Source organism: Gilliamella sp. B2889, assembly GCF_026536885.1.
Taxonomy (GTDB): Bacteria; Pseudomonadota; Gammaproteobacteria; order Enterobacterales; family Orbaceae; genus Gilliamella; species Gilliamella apicola_E.
Genome location: NZ_JAFNNF010000001.1, coordinates 439,712 through 465,741 on the forward strand (window position 1 = coordinate 439,712; position 26,030 = coordinate 465,741).

Here is a 26,030-nt window from a genome sequence, read left to right on the forward strand (position 1 = left end):
TTTACCTACTCCTTAAGTACATATCCACAAAATTAATCTGAATTTTATCTTGATCTATGATCTTCCTGTCGATAATCAGATTTTATATCTAAACGTTTAAATGTATATAATGGATCAATATAATAAATATATGAATACGGAAATATCATTGATTCAAATCCAAATGCCACTAAAGGTTGATTTTTAAACAATTTGCCAGTCCATTTGTCTTTATTCATTTCATTAAAATCTTTGTCAGTTAGACTTCCAATCCTTGAACTTTCAGTATGGGAATATTCAAAATAAGTAAAAATGTTTTTTTCATTATCAGCTATTACCAATTTCCTATGATAGGTCCCAATAAAGTTGTCATGCTTAATTATTTCATCTTGAAGATAGTAATTTAATTCATTTAATTGAGCTAAATAGCTTTGAGTAATGCTATTTTGAACAGGTGTATCGTTATTTTTCGAGACGTTTGGAAAATCTTGATTGTCAATTTTTTGCCAGTCTAGTCGCGTTAGTTGTTGCATAGCAAACGGACTTTCCTTACCGATATAAACAAATGTATTTTTAGGGTTTAAGTTGGGTAATTGCTTAAGGTTCAGTTTAAAACCAAATTGATAACTCTTCTCATCATGATGTGGTGCTTTACCGATACTATAAATATTTATGATTGCAAAAGCTTCTAATTTGCGAATAGGGTAAGTAAATAGTCGATTATGTTCGTAATCATAAAGATAGAAATTATCGTCTTCAGATATTCCAGCTTCTTTCAAAAAACGTTGTCGATAGATTTTTGTTAATTTATAGCTATCTTTCTTATAATTACCTATTTCATCTGGAATTAAGTGTGGAACGATTCGAGTATTTCCATTTTCATCATATGAGTTAAAATTAATTTTTTCTGATACTGAAGTAAAATAGAAAATGGGGTTGTCTTTTTTCTCAACGATAAAAATATCTAAGTCTTTTATAGTGTTATCTGAATGATTTTGTATTTCCTCGTTAGCATTTACAAAACAACTCAGTAATAATAATATTAATAACTTTATTTTTATTATTTTCATTTTTCCTGCTCTTTTAACCACGCTATTTCTTGTTTCCAAAGATCCGGATCGACAGTTTCGAGGATGAGAGGGATTTCATCGATTCGCGAGTCTTGCATGATAAATTTAAATGCCGTTTCGCCGATGGTTCCTTTGCCTAAGCTATCATGACGATCAACATGGCTTGCCAATTCACTTTTAGCATCGTTTAAGTGCATACCTCGTAAGTATTTAAAGCCAACAATTTTTTCAAATTCGTCAAAAGTCTCTTTGCAGGCTTTTTCAGTACGTAAGTCATAACCGGCAGCAAAGGCATGACAGGTATCAATACAGACACCAACACGACTTTTATCTTCTATTTTATCGATGATTTGTGCAAGATGTTCAAATTTATAACCGAGATTAGACCCTTGCCCTGCGGTGTTTTCTATCACTGCAACAACATTTTTAGTTTTATCTAAAGTGATATTTATCGATTCGGAAATACGCGCCAAACACTCATCCACCGAAATTTTTTGTAGATGACTACCAGGATGAAAGTTGAGTAAAGTTAACCCTAGCTGTTCACAGCGTTGCATTTCGTCTAAAAAAGCTGTTCGGGATTTATCGAGTTGCTCACTATCAGGGCTACCTAAATTGATAAGGTAACTATCATGCGGTAGGATTTGTTTACTAGTAAATCCATATCGTTCACAGCGTTTTTTGAAACTATCAATCACTGCTGATTCAAGCGGTTTTGCATGCCACTGGCGTTGATTTTTAGTAAATAAAGCAAAAGCCGTTGCACCAATTTGATAAGCATTAATTGGAGCATTATCGACACCACCAGAAGCACTCACATGAGCACCAATATATTTCATAATTTTTTCCTAGTTTGAGCCACTGTTTCGTTGAAGTTGGTCACGTAAATTAGGTGGAACACCTTTAATCACAAGTGAGTCAGTTTGCGGGTCCCATTTGATTCGTTCGCCTAATAGATCAGAATCAAAGCTTAAGGTTAATCCACCACCACTACCGGAGAATTTTTTAAGTTGGCGTAGTGCACTACGATCAACGGGAAAAGTGTCCTCCAGATCATATTCACTATTTTTGACAAATTCCATAAAATTATTCTCGTCAGTCGCTGGCAATTCGTTAGCAAGATTTTTCAGTTCAATCTCTTCACCTGCTAGTAATTGCGCTTGGCAATAATTATAAACATTTTCACGGGCATTATTCTTGTTGTCAAATTGCATTTCTTGGCAATAGTCATCAACCGCTTTAACAAGTGTTTTATTTTGCGCTTTAGCATCTAATCCTTCACTCGCACCTAAATAATCCATAAAGAAGTCTGAAACCTTACGCCCTACTCGTCCTTTTAGGAAAGTTAGGTAACGTTTTGAGTCAGGAGCCGTTTCCCATTCGGTTATATCTATGCGAGCAATGATATCGGCATGGTCAATATCTAAATACTGGGTTTCTGATATATTGAGTTGTTCGTTGACTAACATACTTAAACAGCTATTTAATACAGCAATAATAAGGTACTCAACAGCTAGATATCGATAATGGCAAAAAATAACGGTGCCACCTTCAGCAAATGGATATTTGGCCAGTTCATTACGTAATTGTTTGGTAGATTCTTGACTAAAATTAAGGAAGTCTTGATTACCTAAACGTAATTCTTTAAGCGACTGTTCAAAAAGGCTTTCACTATTAAATAGTCCATAAGCTTTACTTTTGTTGTTATAAACGCGGTTTATATCTTCAATCAAGTTGGTTACCGCTTGTTCATTGTTCAGTAATGAGTCACGAAGTTGTAATTCGATTTCCGTATCGCTTTTTCTTATTAATTTATGTAAAACAACGTTTTCTATTTGTACACTCATGAAAATTCCTATTACGCTAGACGATTTGATAATCGACTATTTTATCAAAGCACTAAAAAAGTGCTATCATCAATTTTTATCTCTGTTAAACTAGTTATGATTATTCAAGTCAATTTTATACTTTTACGTATATTCTAAAATTCTTAGCAACTTTAACTTTTTTCAATGTGAATAAAAATGACAAACTCACGCGATATTTATGATGATTTTAAACATAAAAAAATTAGCCTAATATTTTGGCAATATGCGCTACCATCAATTATTGGGACAACAGTAAATACGCTTTACAATATTATTGATGGAATTTTTATTGGTCATTGGATCGGTCGCGAAGCGTTAAGTGGCGCTGGTATTATTTTGCCTGTGATGAATCTTGCTGCCGGCATTGGTATGTTGGTCGGTATTGGTTCGGCAAGCCGTATTTCGATATTTTTGGGTCGAGGCGAGATTGATAAAGCCGAAAGAGTAGCAGGCACATCGTTTATGTTAACTGCTGTGCTTAGCGGTATTACTTTAGCATTATTACTTTATTTTATTGATCCGGTTTTACACTTTATCGGTTCAAGCCCCACTAATCATATTTATGCACGGGAATTTTTAGAGGTATTTTTACCGGGTAGTATTTTTATCACACTAACATTTAATTACAACAACATGATGCGCGCCAGTGGTTATCCTTTCAAAGCCATGGTAACGATGTTTATCAGTGTGATTGCTAATATTATTCTCGCACCAATTTTCATTATTGCTTTAGGTTGGGGAATGCGTGGCGCAGCGTTTGCAACTACGCTATCGATGTTTATTAGCTTTTTGTTTGTAATGCAACACTTTATCAGCAAAAACAGCAATATTAAATTATATCGTCGCAACTTCAAGCTCGATTTTACTTATGTTAAATCTATTTTATCGATTGGTATGTCACCGTTTGCCATGCAGGTGGCTGCGTCGGTTGTTGTGGTATTTATCAACTGGCAGTTAACCCATTATGCACCAATATCACATGTTTCAAGTGATGATGCAATTGCCGGCTATTCTAACGCTAACCGATTAATTACACTAATTATTATGATTGTTATTGGCATAAATCAAGGTATGCAACCCATTATTGGTTATAACTACGGCTCCAAAAATTATGCTCGGGTTAAGGAAACGTTTATTTATGCGGTTAAAATTGCCACCGTCATTACTAGCGTTGGTTTTGTACTAGGTTGTTTTATTCCTGATGTGCTGGTTAGAGCATTTAGTTCTGATGTTGATTTAGTAGCAATATCTGCAATTGCACTACGTTATACTACATTTTCTTTTGCGTTTGTTGGGTTCCAAATGGTAACTACCAGTTTCTTCCAATGTATTGGTATGGCAAAAATTTCTATTTTGTTAAGCCTTTCAAGACAAATTTTAATCTTGTTACCAACACTTTATATTCTTCCATTATTCTTTGATTTAGATGGCGTTTGGGCTGCCTCTCCAACTGCGGATCTGTTATCGACTGGCACGGCTTATGTCGTACTTCATTGCTATTTTAGATCAATCAAAAATAGAGATTGTTCACCAAAACTCAATCAGTAGATCTTTTTGCAAATGGGATAAAATAGGAAATAATAATATGGTTATAAACAATAAAAGCATCCAATAAAAGTAAAATACCAGTTAAAAAATTACTATTTCCTAATAAGATAATTGTTTTATGTCAATATAAAGATACACTTACCTATAAAAAGCAGTACATTTAGTACTGCTGCTTATTTAGGAAGTTATTTTAAAATTTATTAGAATGAATAATTAATGCCTAGTTGTCCTCCTATATGTGAATATTTATCAGAACCAAATCTGGTATCTAATTGAGCATAACCACTAAGTGAATTTGTGAAATTACCGTTCACACCCACTTTAACCTCAGCAAAGTTTTTGCCTAAATTTGATTCAACATTTTTACCTTTTACTTTAGCTTCAGGTGCTGAAGAGTCATAAAGCCAGTTTGCTTCAATAAATGGTAATACACCAAATCCTGATTTAGTGCTTTGGCCATAGTAACGAGCACCTAAGCGTAATTGGGCACCATCAGCATTGATGTCATCCACATCACCTGCGCGACCGAAAGTGAATTTATCGCTGTTTAACCAGGTATATCCAACTTGAGCATGAGGTTCAAGTAACCAATTTCTTTCATCTCCTTCAAGCATAACCATTCCGTAACCTACTTCAGCAGATAAACTTACCGCATCTCCATCATATTTACTTGAATAGTTTCTTATGTTTGATAAATGAACTGATGTTTTGTGTTTGAACCAACTGTATTGTGCCCAAGTATCAACAAAAAGACCTTCGCCATTGGTTTGTGCATTCCAATTACCGTATACGCCTAAGTTATACCCTGTAACACTACCGTCACCTTTACGGCGAGAATGTTTTTGTTTAGTATCGATTGTACTGTGACCGTATCCGCCATAAATCCCAGCTTTGAATTGGTCTAAACTTAATACATCAACACCCATTTCGATCATTGAGGTTTTCATGTCTAATGACTGTTTGCCATTAAACAAATCGGTTTTGGTTCGGTCATAGTTATAACGCATCCAAACATTAGAATCTGGAACATAAATCGAAGTATCTCGATCATGGGCACTATGACGGAACATATTTAATGCAGCTAGCTGATTACCAAATATAGAAGCAACGACTGGAGAATTAGTTACACTTGATAAAACATTGGTATATTCAATAGTTAATTTACCATCTTTATCTCGTCCAATGGTGTAATCAAATTCACTGTCAGCTTTTTCGACTACATTCCATTTACCGCCATCTGTACCACCAACCTCAATAACATTAATGGTTCCGTTATTAGCTTTACCATTACCAATTTCATTTATATCGATGTTAGTTGTACCAGTGATATTACCAGTGACAACCATTTTATCTGTCTTACCATTTTCGGTATCCATATAAATATTTAGTTTACCGTTATCTCCGTGGTAATCGCCATTGACTGTTAGTGTGGTATCAGGTGAGTTTTTACCTAAGTCAATAGTACCCCCATTAACAACACTTCCAATGGTTTGGTTATGATCATTTAAATTAAGTGAACCATCTTTACCAATATTGTAATCAGAGTTAGGACTAAAGACATTTTCACCTTTTGCAGTCCATGACCCGCCAGTTATATTAGTTTTTCCGTCATAAGAGTGATGCCCACTAATTAAGTTATCACCAGAAGTTACATTCACATCACCTTTTCCAGCTATATCCCATGTTATATCGTAATCGGTGTTAGTATGATTAATATTTAATTTACCACCATCGTTTAATCCAACTTTTGATGTATCAATAATACCGGCTTTTTCAGCTGCTTTTCCAGCTTCTCCACCGATATTGACGACACCATTCTTATCAATTGTTATACCTAAATCTTCACCTGATTGGTCACCTTTTTGAGTTTTAACCACAGCATCATTTGAAACGGTTAAACTTGAAGAATGATTACCGCCTTGATTAACAACAAGTTCAGTCATAACATTCAATTTAGAATCTTTACCGTCAACTAATACTTTACCATTTCTGATTGCTAACTTGTTGTATAGACCCCAGTCACCATCAGAAACATTCATGGCTCCGCCATTAGTTATATTGATTTCACCATAGCCAGTTTTATCCGCAGAAAGCGCTCCAACTCTCATACCACCTGTATTAAAAGCTGAACCTTTTCCACTAATATTAATAATACCCTTGCCGTTTTCATGACCAACAAATGTACCTCTAGTAGAATTGATAACACCGCCATCTAATACGTTAACCACTGCGTTACCATTAGAAGCAATACTCATATCTTGTGATTTAACTTGATTTAACTCACTACCTTTACCGGTTACAGTTAGATTTACATTTGAATTAACACCAGAAGCCACGCGCAGTACCGCCCAACCAGCATTAGTAAAAGTACCACCATTGGTAATAAGAACATTCGCGTTACCTTCAGCACCAAAATAAGGATCGCCAAAAGTATTAATTAGATGACCGTTATCAAGTGTTAATTGGCCAGTGCTTCCATCAACATGTCCCACCATGATTCGGCCCATTGATAACTTACCATTATCACTGATTGTTAAATGTCCATTTTGACCAATAAAATATTCATCTTTAGTGTCTTGGCCACTCGCTATTGTTCCTGTGTTATCTCCTTTGATAGTTTGATTTGTATCTATATTAACTCGAACCGCAGATGCATTACCTGCCATTAATACAGATAAAGCACTGGCTACAGTAGCGCTAATTAATATTGATTTCGTTTTTTTCCCTCTTCCCTTGGCTAGTTCTGAAACCGCCAAGCTTATTCCTTTACTATTTTTTAAAACTTTGTAAATTTTGTTCATTTGTTAATTTTCCTTATTTTACAACAATTAAACATTGCTAATAATTAATTAGCGATGTCTTAAACATTATTGATCGAAATAAACGATCAATCAATATTTAATCATTCGAAAATTTCTATTAAAAAATATTTAAATTATTTCCAATAATCGACATACATTGTTAAAAATAAGTTAAGGTAATGAAAATTAAGAGATTTTCTGCTCGTCAAATTTTGTTAAATATTTATAAAAATATTATTAATTTATTATTTTTCTATTACTTTTATTTACAATTGAGAAGGAAAAGATCATTTTAAAAATGATCCTTTTTAGAACTAACTCGTACACATATTCAAGGGTAAAATTAATCTTTTAGTTTTGAGGGAAAAATAGATGATCGATTTCAAGTTTATGAAGGAATAATTTACAGGATTCCATTTTTTATCACAAAAAAGCCTCAGCAGTTTTAATTTTATACAATAAAAAAGGGACATCTGTCCCTTTTTATCTTTCTTACCAATTTATATTTCTTTTTCAAATAATGCATCGGTTTTGTTATCAATATAGGCATCTTGGACTATAAATCCATCACTAACACCTTTTAATTCATACTCTTTTTTGTCTTTTTTCAACAATTTTTTCTCTATGGTAAGAATGCTTTTCTGACGACATTTTGGGCATTGGCAATATTGATATTCTAATACATCGATATTTCCTGCTGATTGATCGACTTGATTAACTATTCCTTTTGTATCAGTATAAAAAGTTGTTTGCGATAATACATCGGCATAACTACCAGTTAAATTGGCAGAAAGTTTAGTTTCTAGGCTTTCATTACTTGATGAAAAGAATTGATATTTTTTGTACCATGCTTGGCAATCTTCACAATAATAATCGTCAATATGAAATGAAACGATTAATGGGTAGAAGAAAACAAGCAACTCAATTAAATAAACAACACCCAACATTAAACCAGAAATGTGACTTGTATTCGATTTTCTGGTGATGGATATTTCACGGTATGGAAGAATTTCATCAAACATGATGTCAACGACTGTGAACGGTGAAAAAAACAGTTTAATATAATCTGTAAAATCACCCGAAAAAAGACCTACTTCAAATCCACATACACTTGAGTAGTAAGCAAATAAACAGATAAAGAATGCCATAAAAAAATTAACCATGGTGTTTCTTACTTTTGCTGCTTTTGCAAGAAATGAAGCAAGATAGGCTAACGTCAATCCCATTACAACGACTAAACCAATATCAATTATAACAAACGGAGAATAATAAGAGATGATTGAATAGATAATGCCCAAAGCAATTGCGACAAAAATACCTATTATGGTAAAGACAATGGTTAAAAGCGGATTAAACTTATGTGACAACTGATAATGACTAACTGTAGAGCTCATTGTTTTATTCCTTATTATTCCTTAAAAATTATAATACTAATAAAAAAACTTCTAGCTATGTTTAAATGATAATTGTCAATTTTTGTTATTTTTTCCAATAACTAGGACTGAGTTATTAATTTGACTGGTGCATTTTAAACATGCTCTATGAAAAGTAAAGTTTATTAGACTAGATAAAAGTAAAGATTTTTCTTTATTAATTATAAATAATCTTTGAAAAAGCAATTCATAATATCTTGACATAAAAAAGGGGCATTGCGCCCCTATTGTTAATTTAATCTACATTGATTGTTTTTGAGTAAATAATAAATCAGTCTGTTAATCGATATAAACATTTAAGACTATATTGAGTGAAGGACTTTGCCGATGACAAAATACTTGCTCATTAAATTACTCGATATTTTGTACTTGCTCTCGAATCTGCTCAATCAATACTTTAAGTTCAATCGCACTTGCAGTTACATCCGCATTAATTGATTTTGAAGCGATGGTATTTGATTCACGATTAAATTCTTGCATCATAAAATCAAGTCGGCGCCCTACTGCTTCGTTTTTCTTTAAGATTGTATAAGTTTCTTTGACATGAGTCATTAATCGATCTAACTCTTCAGCCACATCAATTTTTTGTGCAACCATCACAATTTCTTGTTCAAGACGTGAGCTATCTAGTTCAATATTGGCTTCGTCTAGTTTGCTTTTTAAACGCTCTTTCTGCCAATCTAAGATTTGTGGCATCCAATCTCGAATTTTATTAACTTCGACAGTTATTGCGTCTAAGCGTTGAGTAATTAATTCGCTTAGGGCTTTACCTTCACGTTCACGAACAGTGATAAATTCATCGATTGTCTTTTCAAGTAAAGCTAAAATTTCTTGCGAAATTGCATCTAAATTTTGTTCTTTACTCGACATCACTCCCGGCCAACGTAAAACATCAAGCGGATTGATTGGACCGGTTTGGTATTCACGTTTAATCCAATCACCTGCATTTAATATCTGTTTAGCCAGCTCAATATTTAATGATAACTCTTGGTTCTGAGTAGCGGGATCAAGTTCGAAGCGTAAGTTACATTCAATCTTTCCGCGAGTTAATCGAGCACGAAGACGCTCACGAACGATCGGCTCAAGTGAGCGAAACTGTTCTGGTAATCGAATATAGGTTTCTAAGTAGCGTTGATTGACCGAACGCAACTCCCAAGACGCATTACCCCATGATTGGTTCAACTCTTTTCTCGCATACGCGGTCATACTAGAAATCATAATAGGTTCCTAAATTTATAAAAACTTAGTGTGCATTGTAACACGAATTCTGTATAATGTGCCCTTAGCTTAGGCTAAACATCGACGCTTTCTTGTTGATGTCCCCCTAAAAAATTAATTCGAAGATAAAATAAACTGCTGGAGAATTGCATGCGCCCGTCTGGTCGATCTGCGGAACAAGTCCGCCCAATCAAAATAACCCGTCATTACACTAAGCATGCAGAAGGTTCTGTATTAGTCGAATTTGGTGAAACCAAAGTACTTTGTAATGCAACAATTGATGAATCTGTACCCCGCTTTTTAAAAGGTCAAAATCAAGGTTGGATCACTGCTGAATATGGCATGTTACCTCGCGCAACAAATTCAAGAACACAACGAGAAGCTGCAAAAGGCAAACAAACTGGCCGAACAATGGAAATCCAACGCCTAATTGCCCGTTCACTGCGCGCGATGGTTGACCTTGAATTATTAGGTGAATACACCATTACCCTTGATTGTGACGTTATTCAAGCCGATGGTGGCACAAGAACTGCATCGATTACCGGAGCTTGTGTTGCACTCGTTGATGCAATAAATACATTAATTTCTAATGGCAAAATCAAAGAAAATCCAATTAAATCTTTAGTGGCTGCCGTATCGGTAGGCATTGTAAACGGTGAAGCTCTATGCGACTTAGAATACATTGAAGATTCTAATGCTGAAACCGATATGAATGTCGTTATGACAGATGATGGTCGTATCATAGAAGTTCAAGGCACTGCCGAGGGTGAACCATTTAGTCATCAAGAATTATTAACCCTATTAGAACTAGCAAAAAATGGCATAAAAACTATTACAGAAGCACAAAAACAAGCTTTAAAAGATTAATTGGAGAGGATCGATGAAATCATATAAAAGTGAATTTATAGAATTTGCTTTAGATAGGCAAGCATTAAAATTTGGCGAGTTTACTTTAAAATCAGGTCGAAAAAGCCCTTACTTTTTTAATGCAGGACTATTTAATACCGGTAAAGATTTAGCGTTATTAGGTCGTTTTTATGCCGCTGCATTGATCGATGCAGATTTACAATATGATGTTATCTTTGGTCCAGCCTACAAAGGCATTCCAATCGTTTCATCAACAGTGGTTGCCCTATCTGAACACCACAATGTTGATGTTCCTTACTGCTTTAACCGAAAGGAAGCGAAAGACCATGGCGAAGGTGGTAATCTAGTAGGTAGTTCAATATATCAACAACGCGTTATGTTAGTTGATGATGTAATTACCGCTGGTACAGCAATTCGTGAATCAATGCGAATTTTGGAAGACAATCAATCTAAACTTGCTGGCGTATTGATTTGCTTAGATCGTCAAGAAAAAGGCCGAGGTGATTTATCTGCTATTCAAGAAATCAAACAGACTTATCATTGTGATGTAATTTCAATTATTACTTTAGATGATTTGATCCAATACCTCTACCAAGATCCATCACGAAAAGACCAAGTCACCCAAGTCGAAGCCTATCGTGCTGAATATGGAATAAAATAATAAAGCGTCGTAAGACGCTTTTTTATATTCATAAAGTTTTACAATTTTTTTACAACTTTCCAATTATATTAATTATAATCATCTTATCTTTCTACATTGAACCTACTTTACTAGCCCATTTCACTAGACTGAATAAAGGAAATAAAATGAAAAAAACCTTCTTATTAATCCTATTAATGAATATAAGTACCATCTTTCCATCTCACGCCCAAAATAATGCGTTAAACGTTAGCAATAATTATTTAGAACTACAGCAATTAAAATATGGAAAGAACCTTATCCCTGTTGGAGAAATCACCTCCAAAATTACTGATAACATTATATTAAAACCCGATACAGTTGAATTTTATGTAACCTTAGAAACAGAGGGTGAAACATCAACGGAAGCTTCTAATCTTAATGTCGAAACAATGAAGAAGTTAAAAACTTATTTAAATACACTTAATATTACCGACGATAATTTAGTTACCACCGACTACAAAAACAGTGTTAGAACTGTGACGAAACCAGATAGTAAAAACAATCCCACTTATGCAGCTATTCTTAATGTTGTATTAACGATTGATAATAATGATAGCTTCATCAATCTTAATAAAATACTTGATAAATATGGTATAAACAACATTTATCAGATTGACGATAAAAATTTGACTAACTACTATGAATTCTCCATTGCTACAACCAGTAATAGAGAAAGTAGAGCAAAGGATGATCTGTACAAAGACTTTAACAATATCGCTAACGAATTAAAAAAGATAGGCTTAACGAACGTATCAATTAAAAAATATATGGTACGCGAAATGGAGGCTAAAGAAATTGAAGAAAAACACTATTTCGTCAATAACACACTAAAAATAAAAATAAATAAATTAGATCTTATTGGTAAAATTATTGCTAAAGCGCAAGAATTAAAGATGCAAGTCAACAATAACATCTCTTATAGTGTTTCGCCTGAAGCAATTCAAGCTGCGCTAAACGAGCATGAAACCCTTTTACTAAACAAATTGAGCGCTAAAGTTGAACGATTACTGGATAAACAGTATGTACTAGGCGCACCGATTACACTATCACTCGACTCAAGAGATTTTGATAGAACATATTCATCATATAGCAACGCCAAAAGTGAAAAACGTTATCTAGCTATGGATAGGAGTGCCGATGATCCTATGGATGTAGATATCAATACCCCACCAGAATATGAAGTCACATTAACTTTATCAGGTACATTCGAAACACTTAAAAAAGTTGAACAAAAGTAGTAGCTGTTAAATTGATAAAATTTTATTTAGTTAGTAATTTATTTTATTAACTAAATGAAATACCTTCGACTATTTTGAATGACTTTGTACATAGAATTTAGCATTGTCGTAATGATAGATAATTCTTGAAAAATCGAAAGGTTCGCCTGCTGTAGTATAAAAAATCTCTTCAACACATAAAGCGGGATCGCCAGGTTTTAATCCTAAATAAGGGGCGATCTCCTCATCTAATTTTATCGCTTTGAAATATTTATCAGAAAAACCAATATTGATTTTACAAATCTCTTTAACGTAACTAAAAATTGAGTTTTCGGCAATTTCTCGATTAAGGTAAGAGATGATCTTTTTACGATAATAAGATTGCTCAAAACCATAAACCTTGCCTTCAACCAAACGTAATCGTTTTATATAATAGACTTCTTCACCATCTTCACACTGTAAGTTCTCTTTTACTTTGGCATTAGGCTGAATAACATCAACATTAAATACTTGTGAAGCGCCTGGTAAATCATTTAGGTCAACACTAAAACCATGACTCTCTAAAAAATTCAGATAACCCCGTTTTTTGGGTTGCCTAACAAAAATACCACTGCCTTGAATTTGATAGATCACACCGTGCCTTTCAAGGCGATTAAGTGCTTTGATAATGGTGGTACGACTAACTTGATATTGTTGAATTAATCCTTCGATATTAGGCAATTGTGTATCTTTAGGCAGATTTTGTTGATAAATCGACTGTTGAATTTTCTTTGCCACATCTTGGTATTTTAACATTAGTCGTTCTTTGATATTGGTATAAATGATTGACATTCTATACTTATCCTTAATTAAATAAATCAAAATTGCTAGAAAACGCGATCTAGATCACAAACAATAAAATTGGTCATTAACAATTTTCAATTTAAGGATAAGATATGCTCTCTTACCTGTTAAAAGGAGCTTAATTGATGTCATCTAAAATTAGAGATTATAATAAATTAGCAGTTGATATATTAAATGAGTTAGGCGGCGAAAATAATATTGTTTCTGTCGCACGTTGTGCAACTCGTTTGCGTGTCGTTACTCAAACCACCCCAGCAGAAGCGAAAGAGAAAATCGCCAGTTTGCCGGGTGTTATCACCGTGGTTGAAAAAGGTGGACAAATTCAAGTTGTTATCGGCACAAATGTAGACAAAGTCTATAATGCATTTACGCAATTAATGAGTGGAAACAATAAAGTTGATGTAAATAGCAAAAGTAGTATGTTAAATCGTGTTATCGCCACAATGTCAGCTGTTTTTGCTCCCTTCGTTTATGTTTTAGCTGGAGCAGGTATATTACAAGGGATCTTAATTTTAATTAAGCTTGCCTATCCAGAATTTGAACAAACTGGCACTTGCCAAGTATTTAGCTTTATCTCTTGGGCGCCATTTACCTTTTTACCTATCTTTATTGCCATTACTGCATCGCAACATTTCCGTTGCAACATCTATATTGCAGTAGCATGTTGTGCAGCGCTACTATCACCAACATGGGCAGAAATTGCAACATCAATAAAAAATGGGGGAACATTTGACTTATTTGGTTTACCGTTATCTGAAACCACCTATATGTCAACCGTATTACCACCACTATTTTTAGTATGGTTACTCTCTTATTTAGAGCGTTTCTTAGAACCTCGCTTACACAGCATTATTAAACCATTAGTCATGCCATTAATCTGCTTAGTGATTATGGTTCCATTAACCTTATTAGTAATTGGACCTATTACAGCTGGTGCAGCACACTACCTTGCAAGCGGATACAACTGGATTGTAAACCTTGCGCCATGGGTCGCGGGTGCGATTATCGGGGCATTTTGGCAAGTTCTGGTTATATTTGGTGTGCATTGGGGTATTACACCAGTTATTATCGAAAACATTAACCAATATGGTAAAGACTCTTTCCAAGCCTACCAAACTATCGCGGTAATTGGTCAAGTCGGTGCAGCATTAGGATTCTATATCAAAACTCGCTCAAAAGAGATGAAAGGTGTATCAATCTCTGCATTTATTACGGGTCTATTTGGTATCACAGAGCCAGCTATTTATGGGGTTAACTTACGCTTTAAAACACCATTTATTTATGGCTGTATTTGTGCTGCAATTGGTGGGATGGTCGCTGGTATCTTTACGCCTTACTACTACACCTATGCAGCATTACCTGGACCACTAACTATTGTTAATGCAATTAACCCAGAACATTATGGATCAATCATCGGCGTAGCACTGGGTTCAGCAATAGCACTATTTGGGCCAGTGATCTTAATGCAAATTTTTGGTACTAATGAAAAAGCACAAAGTGATGAAAAAATTGAAAACGACACCCCAAAAGTCGTTCTTGATAAAGTTAACATTACTAGCCCAATGATCGGTAAAGCATTACCACTAAGCGAAGTACCAGATCCCGCTTTTGCACAAAAATTAATGGGTGAAGGTATTGCTATCGAACCAACAGATAACCATGTTTATGCACCATTTGATGGCGTAGTTAGTGCGGTATTTGAAAGTTCAAAACATGCTATCGGTTTAGTCCTAGATAACGGCGTAGAATTATTAATTCACGTTGGAATAGATACCGTTAATTTAACTAATAACGAATTTAGTTATCACATCAGTATGGGTCAACAAGTTAAAAAAGGTGATTTGCTAATCAGCTTTGATCCACAAGCGGTCAAACAAGCAGGTTATCCATTAATTACACCAATTATTATTGTTAATACAGATCAATACCAATTGATCACATTAACTGAAAATAAAGACGTAAATCTTGACGATATCATATTCGAAATTAAGCAATAACAAGGAATCAAAAATGACTAAAAAACCATTTTTATGGGGCGGTGCATTAGCCGCTCACCAATTCGAAGGCGGCTGGAATGAAGGGGGCAAAGGACCAAGCGTGGTTGATGTCATGACCGCTGGCGCACATGGTGTTGCAAGACAAATCACTCAAGATATCGAAGCAGGCAAATTTTACCCAAATCACACAGCAATTGATTTCTATCATCATTATAAAGAAGACATCAAATTATTTGCTGAACTTGGACTAAAATGCCTCCGTACTTCAATTGCTTGGACTCGAATTTTCCCTAAAGGCGATGAGCTAGAGCCAAATGAAGCAGGCCTACAATTTTACGATGACGTATTTGATGAACTCATTGCGAATGGAATTGAACCGGTTATTACCCTTTCACATTTTGAAATCCCATTACACATTGCTCGTCAATATGGTGGTTTTCGTAATCGTAAAACCGTAGAGTTTTTTGAACGTTTTGCTATAAGTTGTTTTGAACGTTATAAAAACAAAGTTAAATATTGGATGACTTTTAACGAAATCAACAACCAAATGGACACCAGTAACCCAATCTTCTTCTGGACCAACTCAGGTGTACAAGTTAAACCAGGTGAAAATCCACAAGAAGTGCTTTACCAAGTTGCGCATTACGAATTATTAGCCAGTGCTAAAGCGGTTATTGCTGGTAAAAAAATCAACCCTAACTTTGAAATTGGTTGTATGATTTCTCACGTGCCAATTTACCCATACTCATGTAACCCTGAAGACATGATGGCATCAGAAATTGCTATGCATCAACGCTTCTTCTTCCCTGATGTACATGTTCGTGGATATTATCCATCATACGCATTAAAAGAGTTTGAACGCGAAGGCTACAAACTTGATATTACAGAAGAAGACTTAGCTTGTTTAAAACAAGGTACGGTTGATTACATCGGCTTTAGTTACTACATGTCAACGGTCGTAAAAGCGGATGTTAAAAACGACAACCGTGACAACATCGTCAATGGTGCATTACCAAATGCAGTTGAAAATCCATACATTAAAAGCAGTGACTGGGGTTGGCCGATCGACCCAGAAGGATTACGTTACACACTTAATCGCTTATACGATCGTTATCAACTACCACTATTTATTGTTGAAAATGGTTTTGGCGCGATTGATGAACTTGAGCACGACAACCAAATTCACGATAAACCACGAATCGAATACCTCGGCGCGCATATTAAAGCGATGCAAAAAGCGATGGATTACGACGGAGTTGATGTGATTGGTTATACCGCTTGGGGGATTATCGACGTCGTTTCATTCACCACTGGCGAAATGAAAAAACGTTATGGCGTGATTTATGTTGATCGTGACAACGAAGGTAACGGAAGCATGAAACGCTATAAAAAAGAGTCATTCGAATGGTATAAAAATGTGATTAAGACCAATGGTCAAAGCTTAAAATAATCACTTAATAATATAAAGGATCTGATTTGCGAATTAAAATCAGATCCTTTAACCCATCTCATCTAATCAAAACATCATCAATCAAAACTTAAAAATAAGTTGCTTTTCAACTTGTGGATCAATCAACGTCACATGAAAACCAATTAACCTAACACCCCGATCATTGCGCCTTTCTAGCCAAACTTTATGAGCTTGTTCAATCAAATCAGCTTTATCCAACTTAGACCAAACATGCTCTTGAGTCGTAAGCTGAAAATCATCAAACTTAAGTTTCACACCTTGGCGAGCAATAGAGAGATCGGAGCGGACTTTACTTAAACGCTTCTCCAACTCCTCAAATAGCGGATCAAATTGTGCTAAACACTCATCCCAACTGTGAATATCATCAACCAACGTGCGCTCTACCCCAACTGACTTGCGTTGCCTATCATTACAGACTTCGCGTTCATCAATCCCTTGGCAACGTTCATATAAAATACGTCCAAACTTACCAAACTGATTAAGTAACTTAGTCAAATCATAATTAACCACATCTTTACAGGTATAAAGCCCCAACTCTGCTAGCTTCTTCTCGGTCACTTTACCCACACCGGGGATCTTCTTCAGTGGAAGTTGCTCAATAAATCCTTCAACCTGATCGGGTGTAATCACATATTGCCCATTTGGCTTATTCATATCAGATGCGATTTTAGCTAAAAACTTAAGTGGAGCCACACCTGCTGACGCGGTTAACTCAAGTTCCTTATAGATTGCTTGTCGAATATCTTGGGCGATTAACGTAGCAGAACCATGACAAAGCTTACAATCCGTCACATCCAAATAAGCCTCATCAAGCGAAAGCGTCTCAATGGCTTGAGTATAACGCTTAAATATTTGATGGATTTGATTGGAAACCTCTTTATAGACGGCATGACGACCAGGAATGACCTTGATATTAGGGCACAGCTTAATTGCCTGTGCCATTGACATCGCACTATGCACACCATACTGACGAGCAATATAATTAGCAGTTGCCACCACACCACGCTTACGCGGATCGCCACCTACGGCGATCGGCACATTGCGATAACGTGGATTGTCTCGCATTTCGACAGCAGCATAAAAACAATCCATATCGACATGAATAATTTTTCGCATAATGAAGGTATTAGTATATAGAAAATAACTGTATAAATATACAATACCATACCTTTACTTTATCTGTAAATCACTATTTAGCGAGCTGATCGAAATCGGTTAACCCCTCTTTACCATGAGGATCACCAATCCATCGAGTTGGCTGTGCAAATTTTTCATTCACAATACTTTTTTCGGGTTGATAATCATCGAAGCTTAACCCAGCCAAATCAGACCAAGTATGAATCAAATCCTGAGTACTAAATTTTCGATTCACATAAGACTCAAAATGATTATTAGGATGACTCACTAACCACTTAGGTGATTGCCAAAGCATAAAAGGAACCGTATACATAGCCCTAGTTGGCGCCTTCTCATTACGCCCTAAAACATCATGCGGAGCCGTTTGATAAACTTCCTCACCATGATCGGAAAAATACAAAATAAAACCATTTGGATCACCATTCTTAAATAGCTTAAACAGCTCAGTGGTAACAAAATCATTAAACGCGACCGCATTATCATAACTGTTATAAACTTTTAACTTATCATTATCCAAATCAAAATTTACGCCAGTCTTATCTTTAAAACGCTGATACTCCTCACCTTCCGGATAGCGCAGCTCATATTTCATATGCGTACCGAGCAGATGAATAACAATAAATTTCTTTTCAGCAGGATCATTTAGCACATTCTTAAACGGCTCAAAAACCGACGAATCATATTGTCTGGAACTCTGGTTACGATCATTATTCATATAAAACTGCTCATCAGCTTGCTTAGAGAACATCGTCAACATCGTATTGCGCTTGGTCATCGTTTGTTGATTGGTAATCCAAAAAGTCTTATAGCCGGCCTGCTTCATCAAATGAATTAAAGATGGCTTAGAAAGATATAAATCAGGATGTTGCTCATCGGCCAAGGTTAGCGCTTGTTGCAAAATCTCGATCGTATAAGGTCTTGATGAAACAACATCATTAAAAGCAAGAAAATCAGGGTTATCTTTTTTAAATTGCTCGATTAACGGCGTCGTATCACGGTCATAACCATAAATGCCCATACGGCTACGAGTAGTTGACTCACCAATCACCAGCACTAACGTTCTTGGAGTATTTCCATTGGCATCAGTTAAATTTTCGAATTTAGGCAAGGTTTCGAGATGATTCAAGATTTTGTCCATATTAGAAAGCTGAGAACGATAAGCAATATAACTACTGAGCAATTGCCATGGAACCGTCGTTTCCATCCGACTTAACAGATGCTGGGTAGCGCGCTCAAACGAAGTCTTCTTAATCGCCACACTAATAAACAATGGCATCAACGCATAAACCACAATGATTATCGACACCACCCATTTAGTCATATTTTTGACATAAAACGGTTTAACCTTAAACCACAAAAACACCCCAACCAAAATATAAATCAACAGCACGGCGACGAGCTTAATACTAAGGTACTGGGAAATAAATTCATGTGACTCATTATAGTTCGACTCCGCCATCACAAAAAAAACGCTCTGCGAAAACTCTTGTCGATATATCGTAAAATAACCAATAGAAATCAGCGACAACCCACCGACAATAATGCCATAAATGGTTGCATATTTTTTGGTAAAATGAGGAAAAAATAGGACTGGAATCAACCAAATCATACTATAAATGATCGAATCGCGAAGCCCAATAAAATTAGCATGACCTGACAGCGCAATATAAAGTTGCAAAGCACAAGAAAAGTAACAGAAATACAAAATCGCATAAACCAACGAACGCCAACTAAAATTCCTATCCAACTTTTGCCTCATTAATCACAAATAGAAGTGTCACTAAACTAACAAAAACAGATTAACAAAACCTTAAGATGGAACTAATAAAGATTATTTATTGATTATGATGAAAGGGATTCAAAAACCCCGTTCCTCAACTTTTTTTTACGGAGAATTCTAATTATGAATAATAACTTATCCCTAACAATTTAGCTATCTCTTGATTTTCAGCTAGCTGTTTTGGTTCTGCATTAAATATGACGTTTCCATTTTCAATAACCACACAGCGGGAAAAATGGCTAAGTGACTCATCCAGATAATGCGATACCATCATTAAGGTCAGATTAAATTCACTACAAACCTGATTCACCAATGCCAACATTTCAAAGCGAAGAGCTTGGTCAAGAGCAGAAAATGGCTCATCTAATAATAGTATAGGACGATGTTGTATAAGACAGCGAGCCAGTGCCACGCGTTGCCGTTGGCCACCCGATAGCTGTTCGGGATAGCGATGGTTAAAGCCTTCCAGCCCGACACGAACCAGAATATCATTAATAGTCATTTGTTCAGCTCGACTCAGTTTTAATGTCGGCTTGATGCCTAAAGCAATATTTTGTTCAACCGTTAGATGGCTAAATAAGTTATTTTGTTGAAATAGCATCGATACCGGGCGTTTACCGGGTAACGTTGTTGTGACATTTTGGTTATTTAAGATGATTTGTCCTGATTTAGGAAAGATGAACCCCGCAATCAAGCTAAGTAATGTACTTTTGCCCGCGCCACTTGGACCGACAATAACAACCCGTTCTTTAGCAGCAATATTTAGCGTAAAGTGCATGTTGAAGTTGTCATATTGATATTCAATTTTTTGAAGTTCGATCATAATCCATCACAACCAATAAACTAAAAGATAAAAGTAATAATATCGCGGCTGTCACGATACTTTCTTGATAATGATAATGCGATATCTGTTGGTATAAATAATAAGGTAACGTGGTCACCGACTGCCCGCCAAACAGAGCTATTACCCCAAAATCGCCCAATGACAATATGGCAGCAAGGGCAAAACTCATCAACATAAGGCTTTTTAACCCCTTAAAATCGACCAAATAAAAATGCGTTAAACCATTGATATTAAGGGTTTGGGTTAATTGCCAATAGCGAGCCGTAATATCATACATCGGCGTAGCTAAATTTTTAAGGATGAAAGGTAACGCCATTAACCCATTACAAACCATAATTAATAAGCAGATAAAAACAGTGTTATGACTAAAACCGAATAACAATAAAAACAATCCCGATGCTAATACCATGTTTGGTATGGCTAATATCAATGAGGCAACCATCATAAGCCGATTGCTTAATTGACGTTGTTGGTTAATCAATAGTCGGCAATTGGTCCATAGCAAAAGTAACCCAAGTAACATCGCTATCATAGCCGAACCTATAGCAATAAGGATTGAATAGAGTAAAGCTTGTTGCAACATCGATGTGAGTAATGAGATTTGGAAAAAATAGAAACCTTGAAAAAGTATAGTAATCATCGGGGACAATATAAATAATCCCCCTATTACGATAATTATCATACTAATCATTTTTAACCAATTGGTTATCGGTAATTGATAGTTGGAGTGACTAAATTTAACACTCAGCTTTCTATCATTTCTATTTATTTTCTGCATCAAGCTGATAAAAACAATACAGCAAACCAACTGCACGCAAGATAGTAATGCGGCTTGTAATAGATCAAAGTCTCGCACCGCTTGATAAATAGCCACTTCCAGCGTGGTATATTTTGGACCACCACCCAATGCAAGCACTATGGCAAAACTCGAAAAACAGAGCATAAAAATAAGTGCTGCCATAGGCAATATTTGTCTACGAAGTAACGGCCATTCAAGTAATTTAAAATAGGTAAATGTTGAAAAATTAAGTTGTGCCGCTAACTGTCTTTGTTCTATCGCAACACTGTTTAATGTTTTGTAAAAGAGCACACAAGCATAAGGAAAATTCAAAAAAACATGAGCCAACAAAATACCTTGCAAGCCATAAATAGGAAATGAAAATGGGATATGCAGTACTTGGCAAATGTAAGCCAGTAAACCTTGTTGCCCATATACCGACAACAACCCTGTCACAACCACCAAAGCGGGTAAAATAAAGGTAATTGGCATTATTTTTATCAGTAACTTTTTACCTTTAAAATCAATAAAGGAGAGCGCCTTAGCCATTAATATTGCTGATGCCAGCGAAAGTATTGTCGATAACAAAGCTTGATAAAAAGTGATCCAAATAATATGAAGCACATAACTATCAAGATAAATCGTCAAATTTCCTGACTCTAAGGCAAATCGCCAAATAGCAATAAGTGCCGAGCTTAAAATGATGAGTATTAAGCTCGCTGCACTCATTCCGGGTAATAACGATTTAAATTTCAACATTGGCGATACGGATCTATTTACTAATTGCCGATTGCCATTCTCGAATCCAAGCTTTTTGATGTTTTTCAATCTCTGCCGGCTCAAATTCTAACGATTTATTGACTGAATTAATTTGCGCAAAAGCATTAGGTAGATCCGTTTTGATAATCGGATACATCACATTTTTCTCAGCAAATTGGTGTTGGACTTCAGGTGTCAGCAAATAACGTAAAAATTGGCGCGCTAGGTCAATTTCTTGACTGTATTTAATAATTCCGGCTACTTCAACTTGACGATAGTGCCCTTCATCAAAAATAGCTGCTTCGTAGTGATGCTCGTTTTCATTAATGATATGTGCCACTGGCGATGTACTGTAACTAAGTACAAAATCCGCTTCGCCTTTTAAAAACATACCATAAGCTTCGCTCCAACCTTTGGTGACTGTCACCGTGTTTTTAGCGATTTGTTGCCACGCTTCTGCTGCTTTATCTCCATAAACTTTTTTTACCCAAAATAGTAAACCGAGTCCTGGTGTACTGGTTCTTGGATCTTGGTAGATGATTTTCCAACCGGCTTTGTTTTCAACCAGTTCATGTAAAGAATGAGGTGGATTTTTGACTTTGTTATTATTGTAGATAAAAGCAAAATAACCAAAATCATAAGGCATAAAACTATCATCCCACCAATTGGTGTTGAGATTGTCGGGTTTAGCGATTTGATGAGGAATAAGAATATTCGCTTGTTTGGCTTGCTCTAATAGGTTGTTATCTAACCCTAAAATAACATCCGCATTCGTTTTATCGCCTTCAAGGCGAATACGATTTAAAACCGACACACCATCACCTAATGTCACAACCTCAAGTCGGCAATTGCATTGGGCTTCAAACCCTTTTTTGATTGCCTCACCGGGTCCCCATTGTGACATAAATGAATTATAGCTATAAACCGTCAAAGTCGGCAGTTCTGCATTGGCTAATGGGCTAAAAAGTGAAAATAAAAAAATAACAGGTAGTAAAAAGTTTTTACAAAACATTTTGCCTCCAAAGAAATAGGTAAAAGACAAAAGGTTTGAGCAGATATAATAACTCAAATCCCTCCGCTGGCATTATCCAGTTCAGGTTCGACGAGTTATGTCAGTCAATCTGACACTCTCAGCCCACTAGGGCACCCCGTTGAGAACGACATTAGTTTAGAGGGTGAAGGTATAATTGTAAATAGTTACCCTCAACGGTTGCCTACAAACTTATCTATGATTTTGGAAGAGAGTAACTGCGCTTGATCAAACTGATAGCTTTATAAAATTCCCGCTTAGCCCCATTTGTAATCAGAAAATCGATTTCTTGCTTATTTAAGGAGTGAGTGAGTTTTGCATATTCATCCAAAAGGATATTTTCACCATGATTATCATACTATTTTGTCAATTGTGAATCTGAGTTGTTGCAGATGGCCTTGAGCAAACACCGAAGTTGAAAAGAGCAAAAGGATATTAATAATCAGTTAGTTAAATAAATTTCGGCACCTGTTTTCTCTTTATTTTTTTATCTATTTTATAATTGAGTTGATAGATTACATCTAAATAAAAAAATTTTCGTTTATAAAAGAATCAGCTATTTACTTGTCCTTAACTAATCCCACAGTGACAATTTATCAATTTATCAGTATTATATTGGGCATTTTATTTTAATCGATTAGGTTCAGTGTGAATATTCAACAACTATTAACACAACGTGTTTCTCAAGCAATGATTATGGCGGGTGCTGATAAAAACTGCGACGCTTTAATCAAGCAATCAGCTAAAGCCCAATTTGGTGACTACCAAGCAAATGGTATCATGTCTACCGCTAAAAAATTGGGAATGCCACCACGAGCATTAGCTGAAAAAGTATTACAACATCTTGATATTGATGATATTGCCGATAAAATCGAGATCGCCGGTCCTGGTTTTATTAATATCTTTTTAAAAGATAGTTGGATTGCTGAACAAAACGAAGTCGCGCTAAATAGTGATAAACTGAATATTACTTTACCAGCCAAACCACAAACTATTGTGGTTGATTACTCTGCACCAAACGTAGCAAAAGAGATGCACGTCGGCCATTTACGCTCAACTATTATTGGTGATGCTAGTGTCCGAGTATTAAGCTTTCTTGGTCATAATGTTATCCGTGCCAACCATGTTGGTGATTGGGGAACCCAATTTGGGATGTTAATCGCCTATCTTGAAAAAATGGAAAACGAACATGCCAATGACATGGAACTTTCAGATTTAGAATCGTTCTATCGCGCAGCTAAAAAACATTACGACGAAGACGAAGCCTTTGCCGAAAAAGCCCGTAATTATGTCGTAAAACTTCAAGGTGGTGATCAATATTGCCGTGAAATGTGGCGAAAATTGGTGGATATCACCATGACACAAAACATTGCCACATATAAACGCCTTAATGTCACCTTATCGGTTGAAGATACAATGGGCGAAAGCATCTATAACAGTATGCTACCAGGCATTGTTGCCGATCTAAAACAGAAAAAATTAGCGGTTGAAAGTGACGGTGCCATCGTCGTATTTCTAGATGAATATAAAAATAAAGAAGGCGAACCAATGGGCGTTATTATCCAAAAACGTGATGGTGGCTATCTTTATGCAACAACCGACATTGCCTGTGTAAAATATCGTTACGAAACACTTCATGCTGAACGTATTTTATATTATACCGATTCACGTCAACACCAACATCTAGAACAAGTTTGGGATATCGTACATAAAGCGAAATATGTACCAGAATCCTTAAAACTTGAACACCACATGTTTGGAATGATGTTAGGTAAAGACGGCAAGCCGTTTAAAACTCGCTCAGGTGATACCGTAAAATTAAACGACCTGCTTGACGAAGCAACAGAGCGTGCAGAAGCACTAATTAAAAGTAAAAATCCCGATCTTTCTCCAACAGAACTTGCCAAAGTGATTGATGCAGTAGCGATTGGCGCAGTGAAATATGCCGACCTATCCAAAAATCGTACCACCGATTATGTTTTTGATTGGGATAACATGTTGTCATTTGAAGGCAATACTGCACCTTATCTACAATATGCCTATACACGCGTACTGTCGGTGTTTAGAAAATCAAATATCAACGAAGATAGCTTAACTGGTAATATCAATTTAGGCACGGACAAAGAGCGAACATTAGCAATTCGATTAATTCAATTTGATGAAACCGTTTCAACCGTTGCTGCAGAAGGCACACCGCATTTGCTGTGCGCCTATTTGTATGATATCGCCACCCTATTTTCTAGCTTCTATGAGCACTGCCCAATTTTGGCAGCCGAAAATGAAGACTTGAAACATAGCCGTCTAAAACTGGCATCTTTAACAGCAAAAACCCTTAAAACCGGTTTAGATATGCTTGGAATTAAAACGGTTGAAAAAATGTAACAAAACCAGCCACCGATATTGTTCAATATCGGTGGTATATCTCCACTTAAAAACATCTTAAAAATTTCAGCGTTTAAAATTGAGGGTAATTTTATAAAACCAAATTCATCCCCCAAAAATCCTCAACTTTTTGATATAAAAACACAACTAAACGCCACAGCTTAAAGCTGGATTATTCATATAAAACAATATTAAAAAGTTGGATTTAGAACCTCAAAAACCCCGCTCCTCAACTTTTTTTGTGATAAAACACCTCAAAAATAAACCCGCGGGTAATTCAAACGTCGCTAAGCCACAAAATCGCTTTTATGGCTAAACGACGTTGA

19 protein-coding genes and 1 riboswitch are annotated in these 26,030 nt (G+C 35.7%); of the genes, 7 read left to right on the top strand and 12 right to left on the bottom strand.

Annotated features, from left to right (window positions below; genetic code table 11):
* Positions 1–44: 44 nt before the first annotated feature.
* Genes J3U09_RS02065 through yejK form a run of 3 tightly spaced genes read right to left on the bottom strand, consistent with a single transcriptional unit; the run spans position 45 to position 2,896 of the window.
* A complete protein-coding gene (locus J3U09_RS02065) occupies positions 45–1,049 on the bottom strand; it encodes a hypothetical protein (RefSeq protein WP_267356925.1) in 1,005 nt (334 codons plus the stop codon).
* Positions 1,046–1,888, bottom strand: a complete 843-nt coding sequence (gene nfo / locus J3U09_RS02070) for a deoxyribonuclease IV (RefSeq protein WP_065561737.1) — start codon at positions 1,886–1,888, stop codon at positions 1,046–1,048. The genes J3U09_RS02065 and nfo overlap by 4 nt, the downstream gene beginning before the upstream one ends.
* Positions 1,889–1,897: 9 nt before the next feature.
* On the bottom strand, positions 1,898–2,896 hold the full coding sequence (gene yejK / locus J3U09_RS02075; RefSeq protein ID WP_267356927.1) for a nucleoid-associated protein YejK: 999 nt from the start codon (positions 2,894–2,896) through the stop codon (positions 1,898–1,900).
* Between the two features lie 177 nt (positions 2,897–3,073).
* Between yejK and J3U09_RS02080 the strand changes: the two genes are divergently transcribed.
* On the top strand, positions 3,074–4,465 hold the full coding sequence (locus J3U09_RS02080) for an MATE family efflux transporter (RefSeq protein WP_267356929.1): 1,392 nt from the start codon (positions 3,074–3,076) through the stop codon (positions 4,463–4,465).
* A gap of 200 nt (positions 4,466–4,665) precedes the next feature.
* Here the strand turns inward: J3U09_RS02080 and J3U09_RS02085 are convergent, their stop codons facing one another.
* From J3U09_RS02085 to J3U09_RS02095, 3 genes are all read right to left on the bottom strand, one after another.
* Positions 4,666–7,266: an autotransporter outer membrane beta-barrel domain-containing protein gene (locus J3U09_RS02085; RefSeq protein WP_267356930.1), complete on the bottom strand. Its 2,601-nt coding sequence runs from the start codon at positions 7,264–7,266 to the stop codon at positions 4,666–4,668.
* A gap of 500 nt (positions 7,267–7,766) precedes the next feature.
* Positions 7,767–8,660: a hypothetical protein gene (locus J3U09_RS02090; protein ID WP_267356931.1), complete on the bottom strand. Its 894-nt coding sequence runs from the start codon at positions 8,658–8,660 to the stop codon at positions 7,767–7,769.
* Positions 8,661–9,050: 390 nt separating this feature from the next.
* Complete coding sequence (locus J3U09_RS02095; RefSeq protein ID WP_267356933.1) at positions 9,051–9,917, bottom strand: YicC/YloC family endoribonuclease; 867 nt, start codon at positions 9,915–9,917, stop codon at positions 9,051–9,053.
* A 150-nt stretch (positions 9,918–10,067) separates the two neighbouring features.
* Here J3U09_RS02095 and rph point away from each other — a divergent pair, with 150 nt between their 5' ends.
* The 3 genes from rph (at position 10,068) to J3U09_RS02110 (ending at position 12,704) form a co-directional block, all read left to right on the top strand.
* Positions 10,068–10,784 carry a ribonuclease PH gene (rph, locus tag J3U09_RS02100; protein WP_267356935.1) on the top strand — a complete coding sequence of 239 codons (717 nt, stop codon included), beginning with the start codon at positions 10,068–10,070 and terminating at the stop codon, positions 10,782–10,784.
* A 13-nt stretch (positions 10,785–10,797) separates the two neighbouring features.
* Positions 10,798–11,445 carry an orotate phosphoribosyltransferase gene (gene pyrE, locus J3U09_RS02105; RefSeq protein WP_065561745.1) on the top strand — a complete coding sequence of 216 codons (648 nt, stop codon included), beginning with the start codon at positions 10,798–10,800 and terminating at the stop codon, positions 11,443–11,445.
* Positions 11,446–11,591: 146 nt separating this feature from the next.
* A complete protein-coding gene (locus tag J3U09_RS02110; RefSeq protein WP_267356937.1) occupies positions 11,592–12,704 on the top strand; it encodes an SIMPL domain-containing protein in 1,113 nt (370 codons plus the stop codon).
* A 69-nt stretch (positions 12,705–12,773) separates the two neighbouring features.
* Here J3U09_RS02110 and J3U09_RS02115 read toward each other — a convergent pair whose 3' ends face one another.
* Complete coding sequence (locus J3U09_RS02115; protein ID WP_267330917.1) at positions 12,774–13,514, bottom strand: GntR family transcriptional regulator; 741 nt, start codon at positions 13,512–13,514, stop codon at positions 12,774–12,776.
* A gap of 137 nt (positions 13,515–13,651) precedes the next feature.
* On the opposite strand from J3U09_RS02115, the gene J3U09_RS02120 reads away from it, so the two are divergent.
* Positions 13,652–15,523, top strand: a complete 1,872-nt coding sequence (locus tag J3U09_RS02120) for a beta-glucoside-specific PTS transporter subunit IIABC (protein ID WP_267356939.1) — start codon at positions 13,652–13,654, stop codon at positions 15,521–15,523.
* 13 nt (positions 15,524–15,536) lie between these two features.
* Positions 15,537–16,973, top strand: a complete 1,437-nt coding sequence (locus tag J3U09_RS02125) for a 6-phospho-beta-glucosidase (RefSeq protein WP_220224873.1) — start codon at positions 15,537–15,539, stop codon at positions 16,971–16,973.
* Between the two features lie 81 nt (positions 16,974–17,054).
* Here the strand turns inward: J3U09_RS02125 and dinB are convergent, their stop codons facing one another.
* The 5 genes from dinB to thiB form a co-directional block, all read right to left on the bottom strand.
* A complete protein-coding gene (gene dinB / locus J3U09_RS02130) occupies positions 17,055–18,110 on the bottom strand; it encodes a DNA polymerase IV (RefSeq protein WP_267356941.1) in 1,056 nt (351 codons plus the stop codon).
* A gap of 73 nt (positions 18,111–18,183) precedes the next feature.
* Complete coding sequence (gene cptA, locus J3U09_RS02135) at positions 18,184–19,878, bottom strand: phosphoethanolamine transferase CptA (protein ID WP_267356943.1); 1,695 nt, start codon at positions 19,876–19,878, stop codon at positions 18,184–18,186.
* Positions 19,879–20,032: 154 nt separating this feature from the next.
* Positions 20,033–20,734, bottom strand: coding sequence for a thiamine ABC transporter ATP-binding protein ThiQ (thiQ, locus tag J3U09_RS02140; protein WP_267337551.1), 702 nt, complete (start codon positions 20,732–20,734; stop codon positions 20,033–20,035).
* A complete protein-coding gene (gene thiP, locus J3U09_RS02145) occupies positions 20,712–22,292 on the bottom strand; it encodes a thiamine/thiamine pyrophosphate ABC transporter permease (protein WP_267356945.1) in 1,581 nt (526 codons plus the stop codon). Before thiP ends, thiQ begins: the two co-directional genes overlap by 23 nt.
* Before the next feature lie 13 nt (positions 22,293–22,305).
* Positions 22,306–23,304 (bottom strand): thiamine ABC transporter substrate binding subunit, encoded by a 999-nt coding sequence (thiB, locus tag J3U09_RS02150; protein WP_267356946.1) that lies wholly within the window; start codon positions 23,302–23,304, stop codon positions 22,306–22,308.
* Between the two features lie 40 nt (positions 23,305–23,344).
* A riboswitch (TPP riboswitch) is annotated at positions 23,345–23,453 on the bottom strand.
* Between the two features lie 517 nt (positions 23,454–23,970).
* Here thiB and argS point away from each other — a divergent pair.
* On the top strand, positions 23,971–25,704 hold the full coding sequence (gene argS, locus J3U09_RS02155) for an arginine--tRNA ligase (protein WP_267356948.1): 1,734 nt from the start codon (positions 23,971–23,973) through the stop codon (positions 25,702–25,704).
* Positions 25,705–26,030: the final 326 nt, after the last annotated feature.